This window comes from Streptomyces sp. YKOK-I1 (genome assembly GCF_054660435.1).
On sequence record NZ_BAAGDR010000001.1, the window covers coordinates 8919265 to 8941158 of the forward strand.

A 21894-nucleotide genomic window follows, 5' to 3' on the forward strand; every position below is an offset into this window, starting at 1 on the left:
TCAGTACTCCACATCCTGCGAGCGACGGCGGATGACGGTGACCTCGTCGCGCTGGTTTCCGGTCGGGCCGTAGTAGTTGAAGGCGTAGGTGAACTGCGCATAGCCGCCCGCGAGATGGGTGGGCTTGAGCAGCAGCCGGGTGAGTGAGTTGTGGATGCCGCCGCGCCGGCCGCTGACCTCGGTCTTCGGCACGTTCACGGTGCGGTCCTGGGCGTGGTACATGTACACGGTGCCCTCGGGCATCCGGTGCGTGACCACCGCCCGGGCGGCGACGACACCGTTGCGGTTGTACGCCTCGATCCACTCGTTGTCCTGGACGCTGATCTTCTCGGCGTCGGCGGTGGACATCCAGATCGTCGGTCCGCCCCGGGACAGGTCGAGCATGTACTTGTTGTCCTGGTAGTTCGAGTGGATCGACCACTTCGAGTGCGGGGTCAGATAGCGGACGGTGACCTCCGCGCGGTCCTTGTCGTGCAGGTGTTCGTCGCCGTAGTGCCGGGGGGTGTTCAACGGGGGCCGGTAGACCGGGAGTTGCTCGCCCATTTCGGCCATCCAGTCATGCTGGACGAAGAAGTGCTGCCGGCCGGTGAGGGTGTGCCAGGGCTTCTTGTGCTCGGTGTTGATGACGAACGGCGAGTAGCGGCGTCCGCCGGTCTCCGAGCCCGACCACTCGTACGACGTGATCACCGAGCGCGGCTGGGTGCGGGTGTCGGCGAACGTGATCCGCTCCGCCTCGCGCTCGGCGGACAGCTCGACCAGACCCTCGCTGCCGGTCTGCCGCTCCAGCTCCCGGAAACCCTCGGTGGCGAGGCGGCCGTTGGTGGTGCCGGACAGCGCGAGGATCGCCTCGCACATGTCGCTCGCGGTGGCGAGCGAGGGCCGCCCGGCGGCGACGCCGTCCCGGACGGTGCCGTTGCGGTGCCGCAGGTCCTCGATCTCCTGGTCCGGGTGGACGGTGACGCCCTTGGTGGTCGTGCCCAGGGTGTCGAGCAGCGGGCCCACGGCGCGCATCTTCTGCCCGACCGCCGTGTAGTCCCGCTCGATCGTGACCAGCTTCGGCATGGTCCGCCCGGGGACCGGCTCGCACGCGCCGTCCTTCCAGTCCCGCACCACCCCGCCCGGCTGGGCGAGTTCGTCGGGGGTGTCGTGCAGCAGCGGCACCGCGAGGACGTCGGTCCGGGTGCCGAGGTGCTCGGCGGCCAGCTCGCTGAACCGGTCGGCGATCGTCAGGAAGGTGTCGTAGTCGGTGCGGGCCTGCCAGGGCGGCGCGATGGCCGGGGTGAAGGCGTGCACGAAGGGGTGCATGTCCGTGCTCGACAGGTCGTCCTTCTCGTACCAGGTCGCCGCCGGCAGGACCACGTCGGCCAGCAGACCGGTGGACGTCATCCGGAAGTCCATGCAGACCAGCAGGTCGAGCTTGCCCTCGGGGGCCTCCTCCCGCCACACCACGTCCTTCGGGCGGCCCTCGGGCGGGGTCTCCTCGGAGCGGACCGCCGCGTCGGTGCCCAGCAGATGCCGTAGGAAGTACTCGTTGCCCTTGCCGGAGGAGCCCAGCAGGTTCGCCCGCCACACCGTCAGCACGCGCGGGAAGTTGGCCGGGTCGTCGGGGTCCTCCACGGCGAACCGCAGCCGCCCCGACTTCAGTTCGTCGACGATGTGCTCGGCGACCGGACGGCCGGCCCGCGCCGCCTCGTCCGTCAGATCGAGCGGGTTGCGGTTGAAACCGGGGTGTCCTGGCGTCCAGCCCAGCCGCACCGCCTGCGCCAGACAGTCCGCGAAGCCCTTGCCCTTGAACCGTCCCTCCCCCAGCGGGGAGGCCAGCTCCTCGGGCCCGAACGCCTCGTACCGCCACTGGTCGGAGTTCAGGTACCAGTACGAGGTGCCCGCCATGTGCCGGGTGGGCCGCTGCCAGTCGAACGCGAACGACAGGTGCTGCTGGCCGGTGACCGGGCGGACCTTCTCCTGGCCGACGTAGTGCGCCCAGCCTCCGCCGTTGACGCCCTGGCAGCCGGTCATGGTGAGCAGGGCCAGGAAGGCGCGGTAGATGGTGTCGGAGTGGAACCAGTGGTTGGTGCCGGCGCCGAGCGCGATCATGGACCGGCCGTGGGTGCGCTCGGCGTTGCGGGCGAACTCCCGGGCGATCCGGGCCGCCTGCTCGGCCGGCACCGAGGTGATCGTCTCCTGCCAGGCCGGGGTGTAGGGCTCGGAGGCGTCCTCGTACGACGACGGCCAGCTGCCCGGCAGACCCGGCCGCTCCACCCCGTACTGGGCCAGCATCAGATCGAAGACGGTGGTGACGAGCCGTCCGCCGACACGCCGCACGGGCACCCCGCGCACCATGACCGAGCCGCCCTCGGTGCCGCCCTCGTCGAAGCGCGGCAGGGACACGGCCACGGACTGCTCCGCCCGGCCGAGCAGGCTCAACTCGGGCACGGTGTCGCCCAGATCGAGGTTCCAGTGGCCCGGGTCGGTCTTCGTCCAGCGGAAGCCGAGCGACCCGTTCGGCACGACCGGTTCGCCGGTGGCCGCGTCGAGGAGCACGGTCTTCGACTCGGCGTGTTCCGTCTCCTGTCCGAGATCGGCCGCGGTCAGGAACCCGGCCGGCACCAGGCCGTTCTCACCGTGCTCGCGCAGCGCCACCAGGAACGGGGCGTCGGTGAACCTGCGCAGGTAGTCCTGGAAGTACGGCACCTCGCGGTCGACGAGGAACTCGCGCAGGATCACATGCCCCATGGCCATCGCCAGCGCGCCGTCCGTGCCCGGGTGCGGGGCGAGCCATTCGTCGGCGTGCTTGACGTTGTCCGCGTAGTCGGGGCTGACCGCGACCACCTTGGTGCCGTTGTAGCGGGTCTCGGTGAGGAAGTGCGCGTCGGGCGTACGGGTCACGGGGATGTTGGACCCCCACATGATCAGATAGCCCGCGTTCCACCAGTCGGCGGCCTCCGGTACGTCCGTCTGGTCGCCGAAGACCTGCGGCGAGGCGACCGGCAGGTCGGCGTACCAGTCGTAGAAGGACAGGAGCGTGCCGCCGATCAGCGAGGTGTACCGGGCGCCGGCCGCGAAGGACGCCATCGACATCGCCGGGATCGGGGAGAAGCCGGCGACGCGGTCGGGGCCGTACGTCTTCACGGTGTGGACCTGGGCGGCGGCGACCAGCTCGGCCACCTCGTCCCAGTCGGCGCGCACCAGACCGCCCTTGCCCCGGGCGCGCTTGTAGGCGCGGGCCTTCGCCGGGTCACCGGTGATCTCGGCCCAGGCCGCCACCGGGTCGCCGAGCCGCCCCCGGGCCTCGCGCCACAGCTTCAGCAGCGCCCCGCGCACATACGGGTAGCGGACGCGGCTGGGGGAGTACGTGTACCAGGAGAACGACGCGCCGCGCGGGCAGCCCCGGGGCTCGTACTCGGGGCAGTCGGCGCCGATCGACGGGTAGTCGGTGGCCTGGTGCTCCCAGGTGATGATGCCGTCCTTGACGTACACCATCCACGAGCAGGAACCGGTGCAGTTCACCCCGTGCGTGGAGCGGACCACCTTGTCGTGTGCCCACCGGTCCCGGTAGAAGCCCTCCCAGTGCGGATCGCCCGTGCCGAACACCGCGCGGCCGTCCGCCGACACCTCGCGGCGCGTGAGCAGCCGACGGGCCGCGAGCGGCCAGCCCTCACCGGCGTGCGGCTCCCGGCGCCCTGCGTTCTGATCGTTCTCCATGGCCGGAACGCTAGGGGGCGCGCCCCCTTCCGCACCTGGGGCCGGCGGCCCCTGCCCGAAGACCTTCCGGCCCTCTCCGGCCGGCCGAGACAGGGCCCAACGGCCCTGGCGGCGGGACCCGGTCGGCCGGGTGGCCGCAGGCGGTCTTCCGTGCATGCTGGGCCCCGATCGGACCGCGGACGCCCCTGTGCACGACCGCCCTTCCGTGCCCGCCCGGACGACCGATTCCCCGTCCCCGGCCGCCCGGGCGCAGCGCACACGGCGCGTGGCGCGCGGCGCCCGGCCCGATCCCGCGTCCGGCCCTCCACCACGGCCGGACGCGGCCCCTACCCTCCGAGGCGCGACCGCCTCGACCGTTCCCGCACCAGAGGAACCAGGAAAGAAGGAAGACACGTCATGGACGGATCGCACCGCCGGACCGGCGCCCGCGTCCTGCTCACCGCGGTCGGTACGGCCCTCGCCGTCGCCGGACCGGTCATGGTGCTGCGCGGCCGCGGCGGCCGAAAGGAGATCCGAGCCGAACTGGCCGCCCAGAAGATCACCTTCCCCCGGCACGGCCTGCCCGCCGATCTCGCCGCCCACGCCGGCCGCGGCGTGGAGAGCGGCCCCGACGCTCACGCCTACGCCGAGTTCATCCAGGGCAACCTCACCCAAGCCACCGGCGGCCGCACCTACGCCGAGATCACGGCGGAGCTGCACGCCGCCGGCGGCGACGACGAGAAGCTCTCCCGACTGCGCCAGACCGCCTTCATGGGCCAGTCCCTGCGCGCCTCCCTGATGTCCGCCTACCAGGCCTGGCACCTCACGACCCTGGTCACCGGCCTGGGCGCCGCGCTGACCGGCCTCGGCGTCGCCCTGGTGGCGACGGCGAACACCCTGGCCCCGCGCACCCCGAACCGCCGCTGACGGCCCGTCCGGCCCCGGCGCCGGCCTGGCGCAGGGACCCTCGGCCCCGTGGAAGAAGCCCATCGGCCGCCGCGCCGACCACCGCCGCCGGTGGATGCTGACGGCGACCGAACCGGAGGTACCCGTGCACGACCCCATCGACCACCCTCAGGGCCGATCCCACCGCTGTCGCTCGCGGCGGGCGCCGCGCACGGTCCGGCCCGGTCACCGTCCGGCCGCCCGCCTCGTCTGCCCCGACTCCAGGGCGGCCGGACACAGCCTCAGCACGCCGGGCAGGCCCGCGCGATGAGCACCGCCGCCCATGCCGTCCGGCGTCAGCGGCACGACGCCGGGGAACGGCCGTTCATCGTCATCTGGGAGTCCACCCGCGCCTGCCCGCTGGCCTGTCTGCACTGCCGCGCCGAGGCCGTGCCCGACCGCGACCCGCGTGAGCTGGACACCGCCGCCGCCAAGGACCTGCTGCACCAGGTGGCCGCCTTCGGGCAGCCCGCCCCGCTGTTCGTGATCACCGGCGGCGACCCGTTCCAGCGACCCGACCTGACCGAACTCGTCGCGCACGGCCGGCAGGCGGGCGTCCGGGTCGCGGTGTCCCCGTCCGGTACGCCGACCCTCACCGCCGAACGGCTGCGGGAGGTGCACGCGGCGGGCGCGGTCGGGCTCTCGCTGAGCCTGGACGGTTCCACCGCCGGGATCCACGACACCTTCCGCGGGGTCCCGGGGGTGTTCCGCTGGACCCTGGACGCCTGGGACACCGCCCGCGCCCTCGGGATGAAGGTGCAGATCAATACCACGGTCGCCCGGCACAACCTGCACGACCTCCCCGATGTCGTCCGCCTGGTCGCCGAGCACGGGGCGATGCTCTGGAGCGCCTTCTTCCTGGTGCCCACGGGCCGCGGCCGCGGTCTCGGCGCGCTGACCACGGGCGAGGTGGAGGACCTCCTCAACTTCGTGTACGACATGGGCCTGACCGTGCCCGCCAAGACCACCGAGGCCCACCACTTCCGCCGGGTCGCCCTCCAGCGCCGGATCCTCGCTGCCACCGGCGACGACCACGCGGCGGTGCTCGGACTCGGCCCGCTGTACCGGGAGTTGCGCGAGCGGGCCGCCGAGCTGGGCCTGGACGCCGGGGTGCGCCGGGTGCGTCGCCCGCCGCTGGACGTCAACGCCGGCCGCGGCTTCGTCTTCGTCTCGCACACCGGCACCGTGCACCCGAGCGGTTTCCTGCCCCTCGGCGCCGGCAACGTGCGCGCGACACCGCTGACCGAGATCTACCGCACCGCGGAGCTGTTCACCGGCCTGCGCGACCCCGGCCGGCTGGGCGGCCGGTGCGGGGCGTGCGAGTTCCGCCGGGTCTGCGGCGGCTCGCGGTCGCGGGCGTACGGCGTCACCGGTGACCCGTACGCCGAGGAGCCCTGGTGCGGTTACGTCCCCGGGTCCTTCCCCCACCAGCGGGAACTGGCCGCCCTGCTGGGCGGCGGTACCGGCACCGAGCCGCCCGTCCGTCCCCGCCCGACCGCCCCGTAGGCGGCGAGGAGCACCATGTACCGCAAGAACGACGACCCGGCCGTCGGGGGCGGGCCCCCGCCCTCTCGATTCAAGGCGTCCGGCCTGCGCGGGCGGCATCTCGCCGCCCATCTCCTGGTCGCGGCCTGGGCGGTGCTCGCGCTGACGGCGGCCGCAGCCCAGCAGACTCCGGTGGCTCGCTGGCTGGCCGTCCACCTCTTCCTGCTGGGCGCCGCCACCACCGCCGTCGTGGTGTGGAGCGAACACTTCGCCGTGGCCATGCTGCACGCCCCGCAGCCCGGCCGGCGCTGGAGCGCCGCCCGGCTGGCCGGCGTCAACGCGGGCGTCGTCGGCGTCCTCACCGGCGTGTGGACCGACCGGGCCGTCCTGACCGGCGCCGGCTGCGCGCTGCTCGTCGCCGCGATCGGCGCACACCTGGTGGTCCTGGTCCGGATGGGCCGGGGCGCGCTGGGCGGACGGCTCGCCCCCCTCGCCGACTACTACCGGGCCGCCGCGGCCGCCCTGGCCGTGGGTGCGGTGCTGGGCTGGCTGCTGGCCACCGGCCGGGCCGGGCCGGGGCACCACACCGCGCTGCGGCTGGCCCATGTACACGTCACCCTCCTCGGCTGGATCGGACTGCCCGTGCTGGGCACGCTGTTCATGCTCTGGCCCACCGTGCTGGGCGTGCGCATGGCCGAGCGCACCACCCTGCTGGCGCGCCGGGTGCTGGTGCTGACCGGGGGCGGGCTGCTCATCGCCGTCGCCGGACTGGCGGCCGGCCTGCGTTCCGCCGCCGTGGCCGGTGTCGCCGCCTACACCGTGGGCGTCGCCCTCGCGGCCCACCTGTGCGCGCGGACGGTACGCCGACGGCCCGCGATCTCGGCCGCCGCCGCGTGGACGCTGGCCGCCGCGGCGGGCTGGCTGCTCGTCGGCGTGACCGTGGACCTGGTGCTGCTGGCGGCCCGGCCGCTCCCCGAACTCGCGGACGCCCTGGGCTCGTTGGTCCCGGTGCTGCTCATCGGGCTCGTCGCGCAGGTCCTCGTCGGCGCCCTCACCTACCTGCTGCCCATCGTCCTGTCCACCGGTCCGAGGGAACGGGCCGCGCTGCGGGCGGTGCTCGAACGGGGCTGGGTGCCCCGGCTCGTCGCCCTCAACATCGGCGTGGCCCTCCTCGCGCTCCCGCTGCCCGCCCCCTTCGGTACGGCGGGCATGCTGCTGGCCGGAGCGGGCGGGGTCGCGTTCCTCGCGCAGGTGGTGTGCGTCCTGGCGCGCAGCGGCCGGGGACTCCTCCGGGAGCCGGACCACGGGACCGCCACCTGGAGGAGTCCCGTCCTGTGGGGCACCGCCGCGGGCGCCGTGGTGACCGTGCTGGCCGTGCTCGTGGCGAACAGCGGCGGCGGCACGAGCGGCGGCACGAGCGGTGGGACGAGCACCGCCGCGACGGCGGGTGCGGGCGCCGGGACCTCCCGCACGGTCGCCGTCACCCTGACCGACATGCGCATCCGCCCGGCCCGGATCGAGGTCGCCGCGGGCACCGCGCTGCGGCTGAAGGTCACGAACACCGACGCCCAGCGCCACGACCTCAAGGTCGACAACGGCCCCGCCACCCCGATGCTCGCCAAGGGCGCGACCCGCGTACTCGACCTCGGCACCGTCACCGGGAACCGTGCGGCATGGTGCACCCTGCCGGGCCACCGGGCCGCCGGGATGACCCTGGACATCGTCGTGAGCGAGGACACGGCCACCGCCGGCGGCGCACACGGGGGACACACCTCGGCCGCCGACGACACCGCCCTCGACCTCTCGGCCGACTTCTCCACCGGCTGGCGGGCACGCGACGCCGCCCTGGCCCCCGCGCCCGGCGGAACGGTCCACAAGGTCGAACTGCACGCCGCCCGTACGACGGTGGAGGTGGCCCCGGGGGTGAAGCAGCAGATGTGGACCTTCGGCGGCACCGCACCCGGCCCCACCCTGCACGGCACGGTGGGCGACGTCTTCGAGGTCACCCTCGTCAACGACGACCAGGAGATGGGCCACGGCATCGACTTCCACGCCGGATCCCTCGCCCCCGACCGGCCCATGCGCACGATCCGGCCCGGCGAGCGCCTCCTCTACCGCTTCCGTGCCGAGCGGGCCGGAGCCTGGCTGTACCACTGCAGCACCGCGCCGATGCTCCAGCACCTGGGCAACGGCATGTACGGCGCAGTCGTCATCGACCCGCCGGGCCTGGCGAAGGCCGACCACTCGTACGTCCTGGTCTCCTCCGAGCTCTACCTCGGTACGCCCGGCAGCACCGCCCAGGTGGCGAAGATGCGTCAGAACACCCCGGACGCCTGGGTGTTCAACGGCGTCGCGAACCAGTACACGAAGCGGCCCCTGCAGGTGAGGGTCGGCGAGCGGGTCCGGTTCTGGGTGGTCGCGGCCGGTCCGAGCGACGGCATCGCCTTCCATGTCGTCGGGACCGTCTTCGACACCGTGTACAAGGAGGGCGCCTACCTGCTGAGGCCCGGCGACCCGGGCGGCGCCCAGGTGCTGGACCTGGCCACGGCGCAGGGCGGGTTCGTCGAGACGACGTTCCCCGAGGCCGGTCACTACGCGTTCGTCGACCACGACATGCGTCACGCCGGGGCCGGAGCGCACGGCATGGTGGAGGTGAGCGGGTAGTGGACACCGTCGGCTGGTGGTCCCTGGTGCGGTTCGCGCACGTGGCCGGCGCGGCCCTGTGGGTCGGCGGCCAGCTGGCCCTCTCCCTGGTGGTCCTGCCGCTGGCCCGCCACCTCCTCGCCCCGGAGGCCAAGGACCGCTTCACCGCCGCGGCCGGCCGCCGGTTCGGCCTGCTGACCGGGGCGGTGTTCCTGCCGGTACAGCTCGCCACCGGCTGGGCCATGGCCTGGCACCGGGGCGTCACCTGGGCCTCCCTCGCCGAACCCGGTTACGGCCGTACGCTCGCGACCAAACTCGCCCTGTTCGCGGTGGTGATGCTCGCGGCGGCCGGACACGGCATCGCCCACGCCAAGGGCCGTTCCGACCTGGCCCGCGCTCTGGCGGTCGTCTCGCTCACCGCCTCACTGGGCGTGGTCCTGCTCGCCACGGCCCTGCCCACGACCTGAGCCGGACCACTCGGCCCGCGATCGAGGCCGCACGGCCCGCGGCAGGGACCGGTCAACCCTCCTCCCGGAGCGGACGGCGGCGCAGAGTTGACGGAACGGAAGGCAACTTGGTGAAGGAGCCGTGATGCACACCCGGGAAGTCGACGCCCCGGCCGTCCAGGCCCTGCTGGCCGCGGCGGTGGCCGCGCCGTCGATCCACAACACACAGCCCTGGCGGTTCGGCCTGGACCCGGACAGCAGATCGATCCTGGTCCGCGTCGACCGGGAGCGACAGCTGCCGGCGGCCGATCCCGGGCGGCGCGCCCAGTACCTCTCCGTGGGCGCCGCCGTCCTCAACCTCAGGGTGGCCGCGGAGCACCTGGGCTGGGAGCCCGTCGTCCGGCTGTGTGCCACCGCGGACGATCCCGACCTCCTGGCCACGGTGCAGCTGACCGGCACCGCAGCGGCCGGGCAGTCGCCGGTGCGCGATCTGTACGGGGAGATCGAGCGACGCCACACCAGCCGGATGCCCTTCACCGGCCGCAGTGTGCCGGACGCGATCGTGCAGGAGATGACCGGCGCCGCCCGGGCCGAGGGCGCGCACCTGGACGTTCCCGACATCATGGCGACCCGGCGCCTGCTGCGCCTGACGGCGGCGGCGGAGTCCCGCAACGCCGTGCACCCGGCCCGCGCGTCCGAGGCGCGCACCTGGCTCACCGCCCCGGGAACGCGCACCTCCTACGGCATTCCCGTGACGGCCCTGGGGCCGCGGGACGCCTCCGGGCGGGTGCCCGTGCGCGACTTCGTCGGTGCGGTGCCCGCGCCACGGCTGCCCACCCTGCCCTTCGAACGGCACGTCCAGGTGGCCCTGCTGTGGACGTCCCACGACCGTCCGGAGGACTGGCTGCGCGCGGGACAGGCGCTCCAGCGCGTGCTGCTCACGGCGACCGCGCACGGGGTGCGGACCTCGATGCTGCACCAGGCGATGGAGTGGCCGGACCTGCGGGCGGCGACGGCCGGATCGCGGCACCGGTGCTGCCCCCAGGTGATGATCCGCTTCGGCTACGGCCCGGACGGCGCCGCCACGCCCCGCGCGTCCGCGGACTGCGCCCACGCCGACGGAGGAGGGGCCGGTCCGTCCGCCGGCGCCGACAAGCGGCAAGCGGCCGAGGAGGTCCGCGCGTAGAGTCGTTCGCGGCCGGACTGGAGCACGACTCGAACGGGCCCGCGCGCCCGGGACGGGGTGGCGCGGTGGGCACCGAAACCAACCGGACACGGGCGGCGGGCCTGGACGGTGAGCTGACGGAGGCGCTGGTGCGCAGCCGCCGGTTCTTCACCCGGGCGGAGGTCTCCGACGACCTGCGCACCCTGCACCGCTCGGGCGGCCGCCGGGCCGACGAGTTCTACCGGGACCGCTGGTCGCACGACAAGGTGGTCCGCTCCACGCACGGGGTGAACTGCACCGGCTCGTGCTCGTGGAAGGTGTACGTCAAGGACGGCATCATCACCTGGGAGGCCCAGCAGACCGACTATCCCTCGGTCGGCCCGGACCGCCCCGAGTACGAGCCGCGCGGCTGTCCGCGCGGGGCGGCGTTCTCCTGGTACACGTACTCGCCGACCCGGGTCCGCCACCCCTACGTGCGCGGCGTGCTGCTCCAGATGTACCGGGAGGCCCGGGCGCGGCTGGGCGACCCGGTGGCGGCCTGGGCCGACATCGTCTCCGACCCGGAGAAGGCGCGCCGCTACAAGCGAGCCCGCGGCAGGGGCGGCCTCGTCCGGGCGAGCTGGGACGAGGCGGTCGAGATGGTCGCCGCCGCACACGTGCACACCATCAAGGAGTACGGCCCCGACCGGCTCGCCGGTTTCTCGCCGATCCCGGCGATGTCGATGGTCTCCCACGCCGCCGGGGCCCGCTTCTACTCGCTGCTCGGCGGAGTGATGCTGTCGTTCTACGACTGGTACGCCGATCTGCCGGTCGCCTCCCCGCAGGTCTTCGGCGACCAGACCGATGTACCGGAGTCGGGGGACTGGTGGGACGCCGGCTACCTGATCATGTGGGGCTCCAATCTGCCGGTGACCCGCACCCCCGACGCCCACTGGATGGCGGAGGCCCGCTACCGGGGCCAGAAGGTCGTCGCGGTGTCACCCGACTACGCGGACAACGTGAAGTTCGCCGACGAGTGGCTCGCGGTCCAGCCCGGCACCGACGGGGCACTGGCGATGGCCATGGGGCATGTGATCCTCAAGGAGTTCTTCGTCGACCGGCGGACGCCGTACTTCACCGACTACGTCGAGCGGTACACGGACCTGCCCTTCCTGGTCACCCTCGACGAGGCCGAGGGGGAGGCCGCGGGGCAGGCCGAGGGGCAGGCCGGGGGCGAGCCGGGCACGTACACGCCGGGCAAGTTCCTGACCGCCGCCGACCTCGGCGGCGAGGCGGCCGCGGCCGAGCACGCGGAGTTCCGGACCGTGCTGCTGGACGCGGCCACCGGACGGCCCGTGGTGCCCAACGGCACGCTCGGCGACCGGTACGGCGACGCGGGCGCCGGCCGCTGGAACCTGGACCTCGGCGGCATCCGGCCCCTGCTCTCCGCCGAGGGCGGCGACGAGGCACCGGTCGCCGTCGTCCTGCCCCGCTTCGACGCCCCCGACGGCAGCGCCGGCCGGCTGCGGCGCGGCGTGCCGGTCAGACGGATCGCCGGACGCCGGGTGACCACGGTGTACGACCTGCTGCTGGCCCAGTACGGCGTGGCCCGCGAGGGTCTGCCCGGCGCGTGGCCCGCCTCGTACGACGACGCCACCGAGCCGTACACGCCCGCCTGGCAGGCCGCCGTCACGGGAGTGGAGGCCGGGAAGGCCACCCGGATCGCCCGGGAGTTCGCGGCCAACGCGGAGGAGTCCGGCGGCCGCTCGATGATCATCATGGGGGCGGGGACGAACCACTGGTTCCACTCCGACACCATCTACCGGGCGTTCCTGACGCTGACCACGCTGACCGGCTGCCAGGGCGTCAACGGCGGCGGCTGGGCGCACTACGTGGGCCAGGAGAAGGTGCGCCCCCTCACCGGGTACTCGGCGATCGCGACGGCCGCGGACTGGAACCGGCCGGCGCGGCAGATGATCCAGACGGCGTACTGGTACCTGCACAGCGACCAGTTCCGCTACGACCCCTTCTCCGCCGACACACTCGCCGCGGCCGGTGCGGGCGGCCCCTTCGCCGGGAAGTCCACGGCGGACGTGATCGCGCAGTCGGCCCGCCTGGGCTGGATGCCGTCGTACCCGACCTTCGACCGCAATCCCCTCGACCTGGCCGACGAGGCGCAGGCGGCAGGGCGTGCCGTGGGTGAGCACGTGGTGGCGGAACTCAGGGCCGGGCGGCTGGGGTTCGCGGGCGAGGACCCCGATGCCCCCGAGAACTTCCCGCGTGTCCTGACGGTGTGGCGGGCCAACCTGCTCGGCTCCTCGGCCAAGGGCGACGAGTACTTCCTGAAGCACCTGCTGGGCGCCGACTCGTCCGTGCGCGCCACGGAGGCGCCGCCCGGGGCCCGGCCGAAGGACGTGAAGTGGCGGGAGGAGGCCCCCACCGGCAAGCTCGACCTGCTGCTGACCCTGGACTTCCGGATGACCAGCACGACCGTCTTCTCCGACGTCGTCCTGCCCGCCGCGACCTGGTACGAGAAGCACGACCTGTCCAGCACCGATATGCACCCCTTCGTGCACGCCTTCAACCCGGCGATCGCCCCGCCCTGGCAGACCCGTACCGACTGGGACGCCTTCCACACCCTCGCCGGGGAGTTCAGCCGCCAGGCCGCGGAACATCTCGGCGTACGCCAGGACGTGGTGGCCGCCCCGCTGCTGCACGACACCCCGGACGAACTCGCCAACCCGCACGGCAGGGTGCGCGACTGGAGGGCGGGTGAGTGCGAACCCGTGCCCGGCCGCACGATGCCCAAGCTGGTCACCGTCGAGCGTGACTACGGTGCCGTCGCCGAGAAGATGGCCGCGCTCGGCCCGCTGCTGGACAGCCTGGGCGCCACGACCAAGGGCGTCACCTTCGAGCTGGAGCGCGAGCTGGACCACCTCCGGCACAAGAACGGCACCGTACGCGGCGGAACGGCCGACGGACGGCCGTCGATCGCCCGCGACGTGCACGCCTGCGAGGCGATCCTGGCCCTGTCGGGCACCACCAACGGCCGGCTGGCGACCCAGGGCTTCCGCACCCTGGAGGCCCGCACCGGCACCCGGCTGGCCGATCTGGCCGCCGAGCACGAGGGCAGGCGGATCACCTTCGCGGACACCCAGGCCGCGCCCGTGCCGGTCATCACCTCCCCGGAGTGGTCCGGATCGGAGACGGGCGGGCGCCGCTATGCGCCGTTCACCGTCAATGTCGAGCGCCTCAAGCCGTGGCACACCCTCACCGGGCGGCAGCACTTCTACCTCGACCACGACTGGATGGCCGCGCTGGGCGAGCAACTCCCCGTGTTCCGGCCCCCGTTGAACATGCAGGCCCTGTTCGGTGAGCCCCGGATCGGCGACATCGGCGAACTCGGGGTGACCGTGCGCTACCTCACCCCGCACAACAAGTGGTCGATCCACTCCGAGTACCAGGACAACCTGTTCATGCTCTCCCTCTCCCGGGGCGGGCCCACGATCTGGATGAGCACCCGGGACGCGGCGAAGATCGGCGTCGCGGACAACGACTGGGTCGAGGCGGTCAACCGCAACGGCGTGGTCGCCGCCCGCGCGATCGTCTCGCACCGCATGCCGGAGGGCACGGTCCACATGCACCACGCCCAGGACCGCCTGATCGACGTCCCCCGCACGGAGACGACCGGCCGCCGGGGCGGCATCCACAACTCCCTTACCCGGCTGCTGATCAAACCCAGCCATCTGATCGGCGGCTACGCGCAGTTGTCGTACGCCTTCAACTACCTCGGCCCGACCGGCAACCAGCGCGACGAGGTCACGGTGATCCGCCGCCGTACCGATCAGGAGGTGACGTACTGACATGCGTGTCATGGCCCAGATGGCGATGGTGATGAACCTCGACAAGTGCATCGGCTGCCACACCTGCTCGGTCACCTGCAAACAGGCGTGGACCAACCGCACCGGCGTCGAGTACGTGTGGTTCAACAACGTCGAGACCCGGCCCGGCCAGGGCTATCCGCGCCGCTACGAGGACCAGGAGCGGTGGCGCGGCGGCTGGGAGCTGAACAGGCGCGGCAACCTCGCGCTGAAGGCCGGAGGCCGGTTCAAGAAGCTGATCCAGATCTTCTCCAACCCGGTGCTGCCCTCTCTCGACGACTACTACGAGCCCTGGACGTACGACTACGCCACCCTGACGAACGCACCGCTCCAGGAGCACACCCCGGTCGCCCGCCCCCGGTCCCTGATCACCGGCAAGGACATGAAGATCGCCTGGTCGGCGAACTGGGACGACGACCTCGGCGGCTCGGCCGCGACCGGCGAGCAGGACGTGGTGCTGAACCAGGTCGCGGAGAAGGTGAGGCTGGAGTTCGAGCAGACCTTCATGTTCTACCTGCCGCGGATCTGCGAGCACTGCCTCAACCCGTCCTGCGCGGCCTCCTGCCCCTCCGGCGCGATCTACAAGCGCACCGAGGACGGCATCGTCCTCGTCGACCAGGACCGCTGCCGCGGCTGGCGGATGTGCGTCACGGGCTGCCCGTACAAGAAGGTCTACTTCAACCACCGCACCGGCAAGGCCGAGAAGTGCACCTTCTGCTTCCCCCGGGTCGAGGTCGGGCTCCCCACCGTCTGCTCCGAGACCTGCGTCGGCCGGCTGCGCTACATCGGCCTCGTCCTCTACGACGTCGACCGTGTCCTGGAAGCCGCCTCCACCCCGGACGACACGGACCTGTACGAGGCACAGCGGCAGGTCTTCCTCGACCCGCACGACCCCGAGGTCGTCGCCGCGGCGGAACGGGCGGACATCCCGCGGGACTGGATCGAGGCCGCCCGGCGCTCCCCGGTGCACGCCCTGATCAACACCTACAAGGTGGCCCTCCCGCTGCACCCGGAGTACCGCACCCTCCCCATGGTCTGGTACATCCCCCCGCTGTCCCCGGTGGCCGACGCCGTCCGCACCACCGGCGAGGACGCCGAGGACCACCGCAACCTCTTCGCCGCCGTCGAGGCCCTGCGCATCCCCGTCGACTACCTCGCCCGACTGTTCACCGCGGGCGATCCGGCCCCCGTGGACGCCGTGCTGCGCCGCCTGGCGGCCATGCGCTCCTACATGCGCGACATCAACCTCGGCCGCGAGCCGGACGCCGCCATCCCCGAGGCGGTCGGCATGGGCGAGGAACAGATGTACGACATGTACCGGCTCCTGGCCCTGGCCAAGTACGACGAGCGGTACGTCATCCCGCCGGCCCACGCCGAACAGGCCCACCGGCTCGAGGAACTGGCCACCGAGTGCAGCCTGGACTACGAGGGCGGCCCCGGCATGGGAGGCTCCGGCCCCTTCGGCGAGACGTCCGGCGGCGCCGCCCCTGTCGCGGTGGAGAACTTCCGGGCCCTGCGCGAGCGCCAGACCTCCGACACCCCCGCCACCCCCACCGACAAGGCCGGCCGCGTCAACCTCCTCAACTGGGACGGCAAGGGCTCCCCACCCGGCCTGTTCCCGGATAAACAGGCCGGCAGGGGCAGCGACGAGGAGGCCGGACCGAAGCCATGAGACTGAAGACCCCACGCACCGTCCGCACCGCCCCCTGGCACTCCCACGCCTGGCAGGCCCAGTCCCTGCTGCTCGCCTACCCCGACGAGCGGTTCGAACAGCGCGCGGCCCTCGCCGACCGGGTTGCCGCCGCCCTCCCGGAGCCGGTCGCCGCCCCCCTGCTCCGCTTCACCGCCCACGCCGGGCGGACGCCGACCGCCGACCTGGCCGCCGCCTACGTGGCCACCTTCGACCACCGCAAGCGCTGCTGCCTCTACCTGACGTACTACGCCCACGGCGACACCAGGAAGCGCGGCCTCGCCCTGCTGCGGCTGAAGCAGACCTACACCGCGGCCGGATGGCGCCTCGGCGACGACGAACTGCCCGACCACCTCGCCGTCGTCCTCGAGTTCGCCGGGACCGACCCGGAGGCCGGACACCGCCTGCTCACCGAGCACCGCGCCGGCCTGGAACTGCTGCGCCTGGCCCTGACCGAGGACGGCTCGCCCTGGGCCGCCGTACTGGACTCGGTCTCGGCCACGCTGCCGCCGCTCGCCGGAGACGAACACGAGGCGGTGAGACGTCTCGCCGCGCAGGGCCCGCCCGAGGAACGGGTGGGCCTCGACCCGTACGCCTCCCCGGTCCTCCTGCCCGACCCCGTCGTAGGAGGTCCCCGGTGACCGCTCCCGCGCACCCCCTCCCCCTGGCGGCCGAGGCGGGCACCGGCGGCATCCTGCTCTGGGTCGTCCTGCCCTACGTCGCCCTGGCCGTCTTCGTCCTCGGCCACGTCTGGCGCTACCGCTACGACAAGTTCGGCTGGACCACCCGGTCCTCCCAGCTCTACGAACGCCGTCTGCTGCGCATCGGCAGCCCGCTGTTCCACTTCGGCATCCTCGTCGTGCTCCTCGGCCACATCGGCGGTCTCGTCGTGCCCAAGAGCTGGACCGAGGCGGCCGGGATCAGCGCACACACGTACCACATCGGCGCGGTCGTCCTCGGCACGGTCGCGGGCGTCGCCACCCTGGGCGGACTGGCCGTCCTGATCTACCGGCGCCGCACCGTCGGCCCGGTCTTCTCCGCCACCACCCGCAACGACAAGGCCATGTACGTCTCCCTCAGCGCGACCCTCGTGCTCGGCCTGTCCGCCACGGTGGCCGCGAACGTCGTCGGCGAGGGCTACGACTACCGTGAGACCATCTCCCCTTGGTTCCGCTCCCTCTTCGCCCTCCGGCCCGACCCCGGCCTGATGACCGGTGCCCCGGTGCTGTTCCGGCTCCACGCCCTCAGCGCCCTGCTGCTCTTCGCGGCCTGGCCCTTCACCCGCCTGGTGCACATGCTCACCGCACCCCTGGGCTACCTGACCCGCCCCTACATCGTCTACCGCAGCCGCGATCCCCGCCTGGGCACCCGCCCACCACGGCGCGGCTGGGAACGCGACGGGTCGGTGTGAGTGCGCGCCGAAGCGGCGTGACACAGATCTCGGTGCCGGCGAAGTCGGCCGACATAGCCTTGGAGGACAGCCCTTGACCTGCAAGAAGCGGACAGGGAGCGCGTTCCGGGAGTCCTGCATGCAGCGCACCATGTCCAAGTCCAAGATCTAACGTTTGGGTGTTTTTGCATGGACACAGGTGGCTGGCTCCCGCTTGGGAGGTTCGCTGCGTGACTCGACAGCTCGTCCGCGGCATGGGGCCTGAGCGAGTGGGCTGTGCCGGCGCCATGGGCTTCGGCTTCGGTACCGTCGTTATTTCCGACACCGAGACCGAAGCCGACTCCACCGCGGCGGCCCTCCGCGTGACCTGCAGCGTCATGATCACCCGCGCCCGCGCCCGCGAACGGGGCCGGTTCCGGGCCGACAGGGCAGCCGGTTGCCGCGCCACCCGGGGGCTGCACGGGTAGGCCGTGATGCGCTAAGCGCCCACTGGGTGAGATGTCCGGGGGAGGGGCGGGCGGTGCCCGACCCGTACGTACGACAGGGGAGCCCGGTATCCGCCATGCCGCCGCCTCCCAGCAGCGATACTGGATGCATGGACCCGACGATCACCGCCCCCCGCGCCGAGGTGCTGCGAGACCGCTACCGCAGTCGACTGCCCGAGCGTTTGCAGGAGCTGGCCGGCCCCGTCGAGGGCAACGTGGACCTGCCGCTCCACATCGTCTGGTCCGGGCGGACGAGCTACAGCCTGGACCGTCCGAAGTCCCGCATGACGCTCTACCGGACCGTCCTCGCCGAAGGACTGCGTGAGGACCTGGCGGCCCTCCTGCACCACCGGCTGCTCACCGAGCAGTGGCCCGTGCTGCGGCGCTTGATCAGTCCCTACATCCGCGAGGTCTGGGAGGATGCCTTCCCCGAGCTGCTCCGCACCGCTCCGGCCGGCACGACCGCCGCGTGAAGCTCACTCCGCTCCACGAGCGTCTCCTCGCCGACATCCTCGACCTCGGCTCCCCTTACCCGCTGGTCCTCACCGGCGGATACGCCGTGCAGGCCCACGGCCTGGTCGAACGCTTCAGCCGTGACCTCGACGTCGCCACCGAGAACCCCGCTCCGATGCAGGAGATCGTCGCCTCACTCACGGCGGGCCTCAGCGCGCGAGGATGGCGGACCACGCACGTCCAGACCGATCCGCTGAGCGGCCGTTTCCTCGTCACTGATCCGGACACCGGCGAGGAGTGCGAGGTCGACGTCCTCAAGGAGGCGTTCTGGGCTCCGCCGGCCCAGACCCCCTATGGCCCCGTTCTTTCCCTCGACGACGTGATCGGCACCAAGGTCCGTGCCCTGGCCGACCGCGGCACCGTCCGCTCCCTCATCGACGTCCAGGCCGCCTCCCGCCACCGCTCCACCGCCGACCTCGAATCCCTGGGCCGCCGTCGCGCCCACGACGAGTTCAGTCTCGAAGACCTCAGGGACCGGCTGATCGGCGCGGACTGGTACGAGGATGAGGACTACACCGCGTACGGGCTCACCTCCCAGTAGATCGAAGAACTCAAGGCGTGGCGCTGGAGTGGGCGGAGGATCTGGGTGCGCGGATCCATGACGAGAACGCCTGAGAGGCGGTCATCGCGTCCATCCCCCCTCTACCGCCGTTGCAACGAGGGCTGCCGTGTGGCCAGCAGGTTCCCACCTGGAGCCGTCCACGGCGGGTGGCTTCCCTGCACAGCGGATGTGCAGTGCAGCCGAGCGATACCCCGCAGTGGCTCACGGCGAAACCGGGCTGCAGTAACGGTCAAAAACCGCATCCCGCTCCCACGCCCATGTCCAGTCCGGGTCCCGACGGTGGAACTCGGGCACGGTCAGCTCGAAGAATCGGTCGGAAGGCTTCCGCGACGAACGGTGAACAGGTGTTCACGGAAGGCGGTACGTCCTCTCGTCCGCTTGCGCAGAGTCTCCCTCGTCCTGCGCACGGCGAGGGCCAGGAGGAGGCAGCGGTCCTCTGGCGGCAGCGACGTATCCTTGCCTCCATGTACGGAGACCGTCTCTCCGAACAGGACGTCGAGTTTGTCCCGCCAGTCGGTCAGGGCGGACCTGATCCGTTCGGCAAGTCCGGCATCGAGCGCGGACCACGAGGACGGGACGTCCATGGGGAGCGAGGAATCGGTCAGCCGTTCATGTTCCCGCCACGCGAGCACGATCGAGTCCGCCGTGCGGACCGCTTCCACGGCGTCGAGACGGTTTAGCGAAGCCTTGGCCTTGTCGACGGAGTGAAGATAGGCAATCAGGCCGGGGGCGTTGCGCGCCCTCAGCCGGGCCTCCACGACACTCTGGGCAGACGGCTGCTCGCTGAGGTGGACGACGTGAATCCCTGACTGGACCGGGATGAAGTGATCAGTCCAGAGGTCCTTGGCCACGTTCAGGACGAGGTAGGAGCCCAGTTTCTCCAGAAGCCCGGCATGCTCTTCGAGCATGGTGAGGAAATCGGCCGAGATCCGGTCGTGCTCGGGGTCCTTGAGGTCGACCTGGTAGGCGTGGCGCTCTTCGGCGGGAAGCCGGCCCACCTTGGGTGTCTTCCAGTCCGCGTCCAGTTTCACGATGTCGGTGTCCTCGTCCGTGTGCCGGGCGAGGAGGTGCAGGGCCAGGGTGGTCGATCCGTACGACCGCGGGGCGACAATGATCAGCACGTGAGATTCTCAGAACGTAAGGAAGGAGAGCAACAGGACTAATCCAGCCATACCGATTGCGGCCACGGTGAGATCGACGGCCACCTTGATCGCCCGGAACTTTCGGCGCGCGAGGACGGTGAGAGCGGCCTCGCGTTCCGGTACCTCCGTGCAGTTCGCCAGGAGCCGCGGGACAGAGGTCGACGCGTGCCTGCTTCCGCTGCCTCCGTCACCGAACTCCTCACGCCAGACGAGCCCGTCGTCCTTCGGGAAGATGGGGTGCAGGGCCGTCAGCGCCGATACCAGGGCTGCCCCGAGCAGGATGCCCACCAGTGCCACAGCCGCACTGAGCATGCGAGAGGAGCCGACAGGTGTGGTCAGTGCCGTCCCCGCCGTGATCGCAAGTAGTGCACCGGCAACTCCGCACAGCGCTGTCGCTTTCGTATCCGCACGCTGCACCTCGACGAACATCCTGCTTTCGCCACTCGGAGGTATGCCGGTTGTTGTCGAGACGGAAAGCGGGACGTTCTGCGCTTCGGATCCTTCCACTACCTTCTCCCCTTCCGTTGCCTGCGGCTTGGAAATAGCAGTCTGGGCAGGCGAACGGAACTCAGCTGCCCACCGAGTGGTAGCGGCCGTGATCGATAGATCACAGTCGGGAGCCCGGCTTGGTTTGAAGGTCGGTCATGGCCAGGTGAATCATGGCTTCGGATCGGGTCCGGAGCGTCTCGTAGTCGCGGGCCGGACGCCTGTGGAGCATCAGTCGGCCGTAGGTCCGCTCGACCACCTGACATTCCGGGACCGGGCGAAGCCCTAGGGCGACGGGGTGGGCTGAACGATGACCGGGCTCGGTGCCGAGGGCGGCCCAGTGCTCGAGGTAGTGCCCGTTCCGAGACCGGTCTCCGAACGGGCGCTTGGTCGGCGACGTCACTCCTCACAGTGAAGCGATGTTCCTCACAATCTTCGAGTCCGACTGTCCTTGTAAAGTGAAGACCGCCCTTGACCTGCACAAAGCAGGCAGGGAGCCACCCTCCAGGAGTCCAAAGTGCTGCGCACCATGTTCAAGTCCAAGATCCACCGCGCCACCGTCACCCAGGCCGACCTGCACTACGTGGGATCGGTGACCATCGACGCCGAGCTGCTGGACGCCGCCGATCTGCTGCCCGGTGAGCTGGTCCACATCGTCGACATCACCAACGGGGCGCGGCTGGAGACGTACGTCATCGAGGGCGAGCGCGGCTCGGGGGTGGTCGGGATCAACGGGGCCGCCGCCCATCTCGTCCACCCCGGAGATCTGGTGATCATCATCAGTTACGCTCAGGTCACCGACGCCGAGGCGAGGGCGCTGGAGCCGCGGGTCGTGCACGTGGACGGCGACAACCGGATCGTGGCCCTCGGGGCCGACGCCTCGGAGCCGGTACCGGGCTCCGACCAGCGGCGCAGCCCGCAGGCGGTGTCCGTCTGAGCGACGCGTCGGCCGTACCGACCGCACGCATCGCACCGGGAGTGCCCATGAGCGACATCGAGATCCGTGACAACCGGACGGCCGGCCGTCTCGAAGCCCTCGGTGAGGGGGCCGAGGTCGTGGGTCACATCGAGTACTTCGTCCTGGAGTCGCCCGCCCGCGCCCTCGTCCCGGTGCACACCATCGTGGAGCCGGCCCACGAAGGGCAGGGCATCGCGGGCTCCCTCGCGCGCGAGCTGTACGGCATCGCCGCGCGCGAGGGCGTCCCGGTCGCGCCTCTCTGCCCGTACGTCGTGAAGTGGGCGGCCCGCCACCCGGAGGAGGCCCCGGCCGCCGACCCCGCCCTGCTGGCCGCCGCCAAGGACTGGCTGCGCGCCCATCCCGGCCGTTTCTGACCGCCGGGCGGACCCACCCGGGTGAGTGTCCGGGGCGGTGCCGGGTACGCGGGGGAGTAGTCCAGAGCC

16 protein-coding genes and 1 pseudogene are annotated in these 21894 nt (G+C 72.0%); 14 read left to right on the top strand and 3 right to left on the bottom strand.

Going from position 1 to position 21894, the window contains the following annotated elements; translation table 11 throughout:
• A complete protein-coding gene (locus tag ACYQ8Q_RS39675) occupies nucleotides 1-3702 on the bottom strand; it encodes a nitrate reductase subunit alpha (protein ID WP_460071612.1) in 3702 nt (1233 codons plus the stop codon).
• Nucleotides 3703-4098: 396 nt separating this feature from the next.
• Here ACYQ8Q_RS39675 and ACYQ8Q_RS39680 point away from each other — a divergent pair, with 396 nt between their 5' ends.
• The 12 genes and pseudogenes from ACYQ8Q_RS39680 to ACYQ8Q_RS39735 all read left to right on the top strand — a co-directional run bounded on the left by ACYQ8Q_RS39680 (nucleotide 4099) and on the right by ACYQ8Q_RS39735 (nucleotide 18918).
• The gene (locus tag ACYQ8Q_RS39680; RefSeq protein WP_460071613.1) at nucleotides 4099-4608 is read left to right on the top strand and encodes a hypothetical protein; all 510 of its coding nucleotides are present in this window, start codon (nucleotides 4099-4101) and stop codon (nucleotides 4606-4608) included.
• A gap of 285 nt (nucleotides 4609-4893) precedes the next feature.
• Nucleotides 4894-6132, top strand: a complete 1239-nt coding sequence (locus ACYQ8Q_RS39685) for a TIGR04053 family radical SAM/SPASM domain-containing protein (RefSeq protein ID WP_460071615.1) — start codon at nucleotides 4894-4896, stop codon at nucleotides 6130-6132.
• 15 nt (nucleotides 6133-6147) lie between these two features.
• Entirely contained in the window at nucleotides 6148-8775 is a 2628-nt protein-coding gene (locus tag ACYQ8Q_RS39690; RefSeq protein ID WP_460071617.1) for a multicopper oxidase domain-containing protein, read from the top strand.
• Entirely contained in the window at nucleotides 8775-9221 is a 447-nt protein-coding gene (locus tag ACYQ8Q_RS39695) for a hypothetical protein (protein ID WP_460071618.1), read from the top strand. Before ACYQ8Q_RS39690 ends, ACYQ8Q_RS39695 begins: the two co-directional genes overlap by 1 nt.
• 124 nt (nucleotides 9222-9345) lie before the next feature.
• A complete protein-coding gene (locus ACYQ8Q_RS39700) occupies nucleotides 9346-10386 on the top strand; it encodes an Acg family FMN-binding oxidoreductase (protein WP_460071620.1) in 1041 nt (346 codons plus the stop codon).
• A 65-nt stretch (nucleotides 10387-10451) separates the two neighbouring features.
• Complete coding sequence (locus ACYQ8Q_RS39705) at nucleotides 10452-14207, top strand: nitrate reductase subunit alpha (RefSeq protein WP_460071622.1); 3756 nt, start codon at nucleotides 10452-10454, stop codon at nucleotides 14205-14207.
• Nucleotide 14208: 1 nt separating this feature from the next.
• Entirely contained in the window at nucleotides 14209-15897 is a 1689-nt protein-coding gene (gene narH / locus ACYQ8Q_RS39710) for a nitrate reductase subunit beta (protein ID WP_460071623.1), read from the top strand.
• Nucleotides 15894-16556 carry a nitrate reductase molybdenum cofactor assembly chaperone gene (narJ, locus tag ACYQ8Q_RS39715; protein WP_460071625.1) on the top strand — a complete coding sequence of 221 codons (663 nt, stop codon included), beginning with the start codon at nucleotides 15894-15896 and terminating at the stop codon, nucleotides 16554-16556. The genes narH and narJ overlap by 4 nt, the downstream gene beginning before the upstream one ends.
• Nucleotides 16553-17326, top strand: a complete 774-nt coding sequence (gene narI / locus ACYQ8Q_RS39720; RefSeq protein WP_460071627.1) for a respiratory nitrate reductase subunit gamma — start codon at nucleotides 16553-16555, stop codon at nucleotides 17324-17326. Before narJ ends, narI begins: the two co-directional genes overlap by 4 nt.
• A 209-nt stretch (nucleotides 17327-17535) precedes the next feature.
• Nucleotides 17536-17772 carry a hypothetical protein gene (locus ACYQ8Q_RS39725; RefSeq protein WP_460071628.1) on the top strand — a complete coding sequence of 79 codons (237 nt, stop codon included), beginning with the start codon at nucleotides 17536-17538 and terminating at the stop codon, nucleotides 17770-17772.
• A gap of 128 nt (nucleotides 17773-17900) precedes the next feature.
• The gene (locus tag ACYQ8Q_RS39730) at nucleotides 17901-18263 is read left to right on the top strand and encodes a hypothetical protein (protein ID WP_460071629.1); all 363 of its coding nucleotides are present in this window, start codon (nucleotides 17901-17903) and stop codon (nucleotides 18261-18263) included.
• A pseudogene (locus tag ACYQ8Q_RS39735) lies at nucleotides 18260-18918 on the top strand (nucleotidyl transferase AbiEii/AbiGii toxin family protein). The gene ACYQ8Q_RS39730 and the pseudogene ACYQ8Q_RS39735 overlap by 4 nt, the downstream one beginning before the upstream one ends.
• Before the next feature lie 243 nt (nucleotides 18919-19161).
• Here the strand turns inward: ACYQ8Q_RS39735 and ACYQ8Q_RS39740 are convergent.
• Together ACYQ8Q_RS39740 and ACYQ8Q_RS39745 are read right to left on the bottom strand one after the other, a co-directional pair.
• Nucleotides 19162-19986, bottom strand: a complete 825-nt coding sequence (locus ACYQ8Q_RS39740) for a hypothetical protein (RefSeq protein WP_460071630.1) — start codon at nucleotides 19984-19986, stop codon at nucleotides 19162-19164.
• Between the two features lie 9 nt (nucleotides 19987-19995).
• Entirely contained in the window at nucleotides 19996-20514 is a 519-nt protein-coding gene (locus ACYQ8Q_RS39745; protein ID WP_460071631.1) for a hypothetical protein, read from the bottom strand.
• A 496-nt stretch (nucleotides 20515-21010) separates the two neighbouring features.
• Between ACYQ8Q_RS39745 and panD the strand changes: the two genes are divergently transcribed.
• The gene (gene panD / locus ACYQ8Q_RS39750) at nucleotides 21011-21430 is read left to right on the top strand and encodes an aspartate 1-decarboxylase (protein WP_460071633.1); all 420 of its coding nucleotides are present in this window, start codon (nucleotides 21011-21013) and stop codon (nucleotides 21428-21430) included.
• Between the two features lie 47 nt (nucleotides 21431-21477).
• Nucleotides 21478-21825, top strand: a complete 348-nt coding sequence (locus ACYQ8Q_RS39755) for a GNAT family N-acetyltransferase (protein WP_460071634.1) — start codon at nucleotides 21478-21480, stop codon at nucleotides 21823-21825.
• Nucleotides 21826-21894 lie beyond the last annotated feature (69 nt).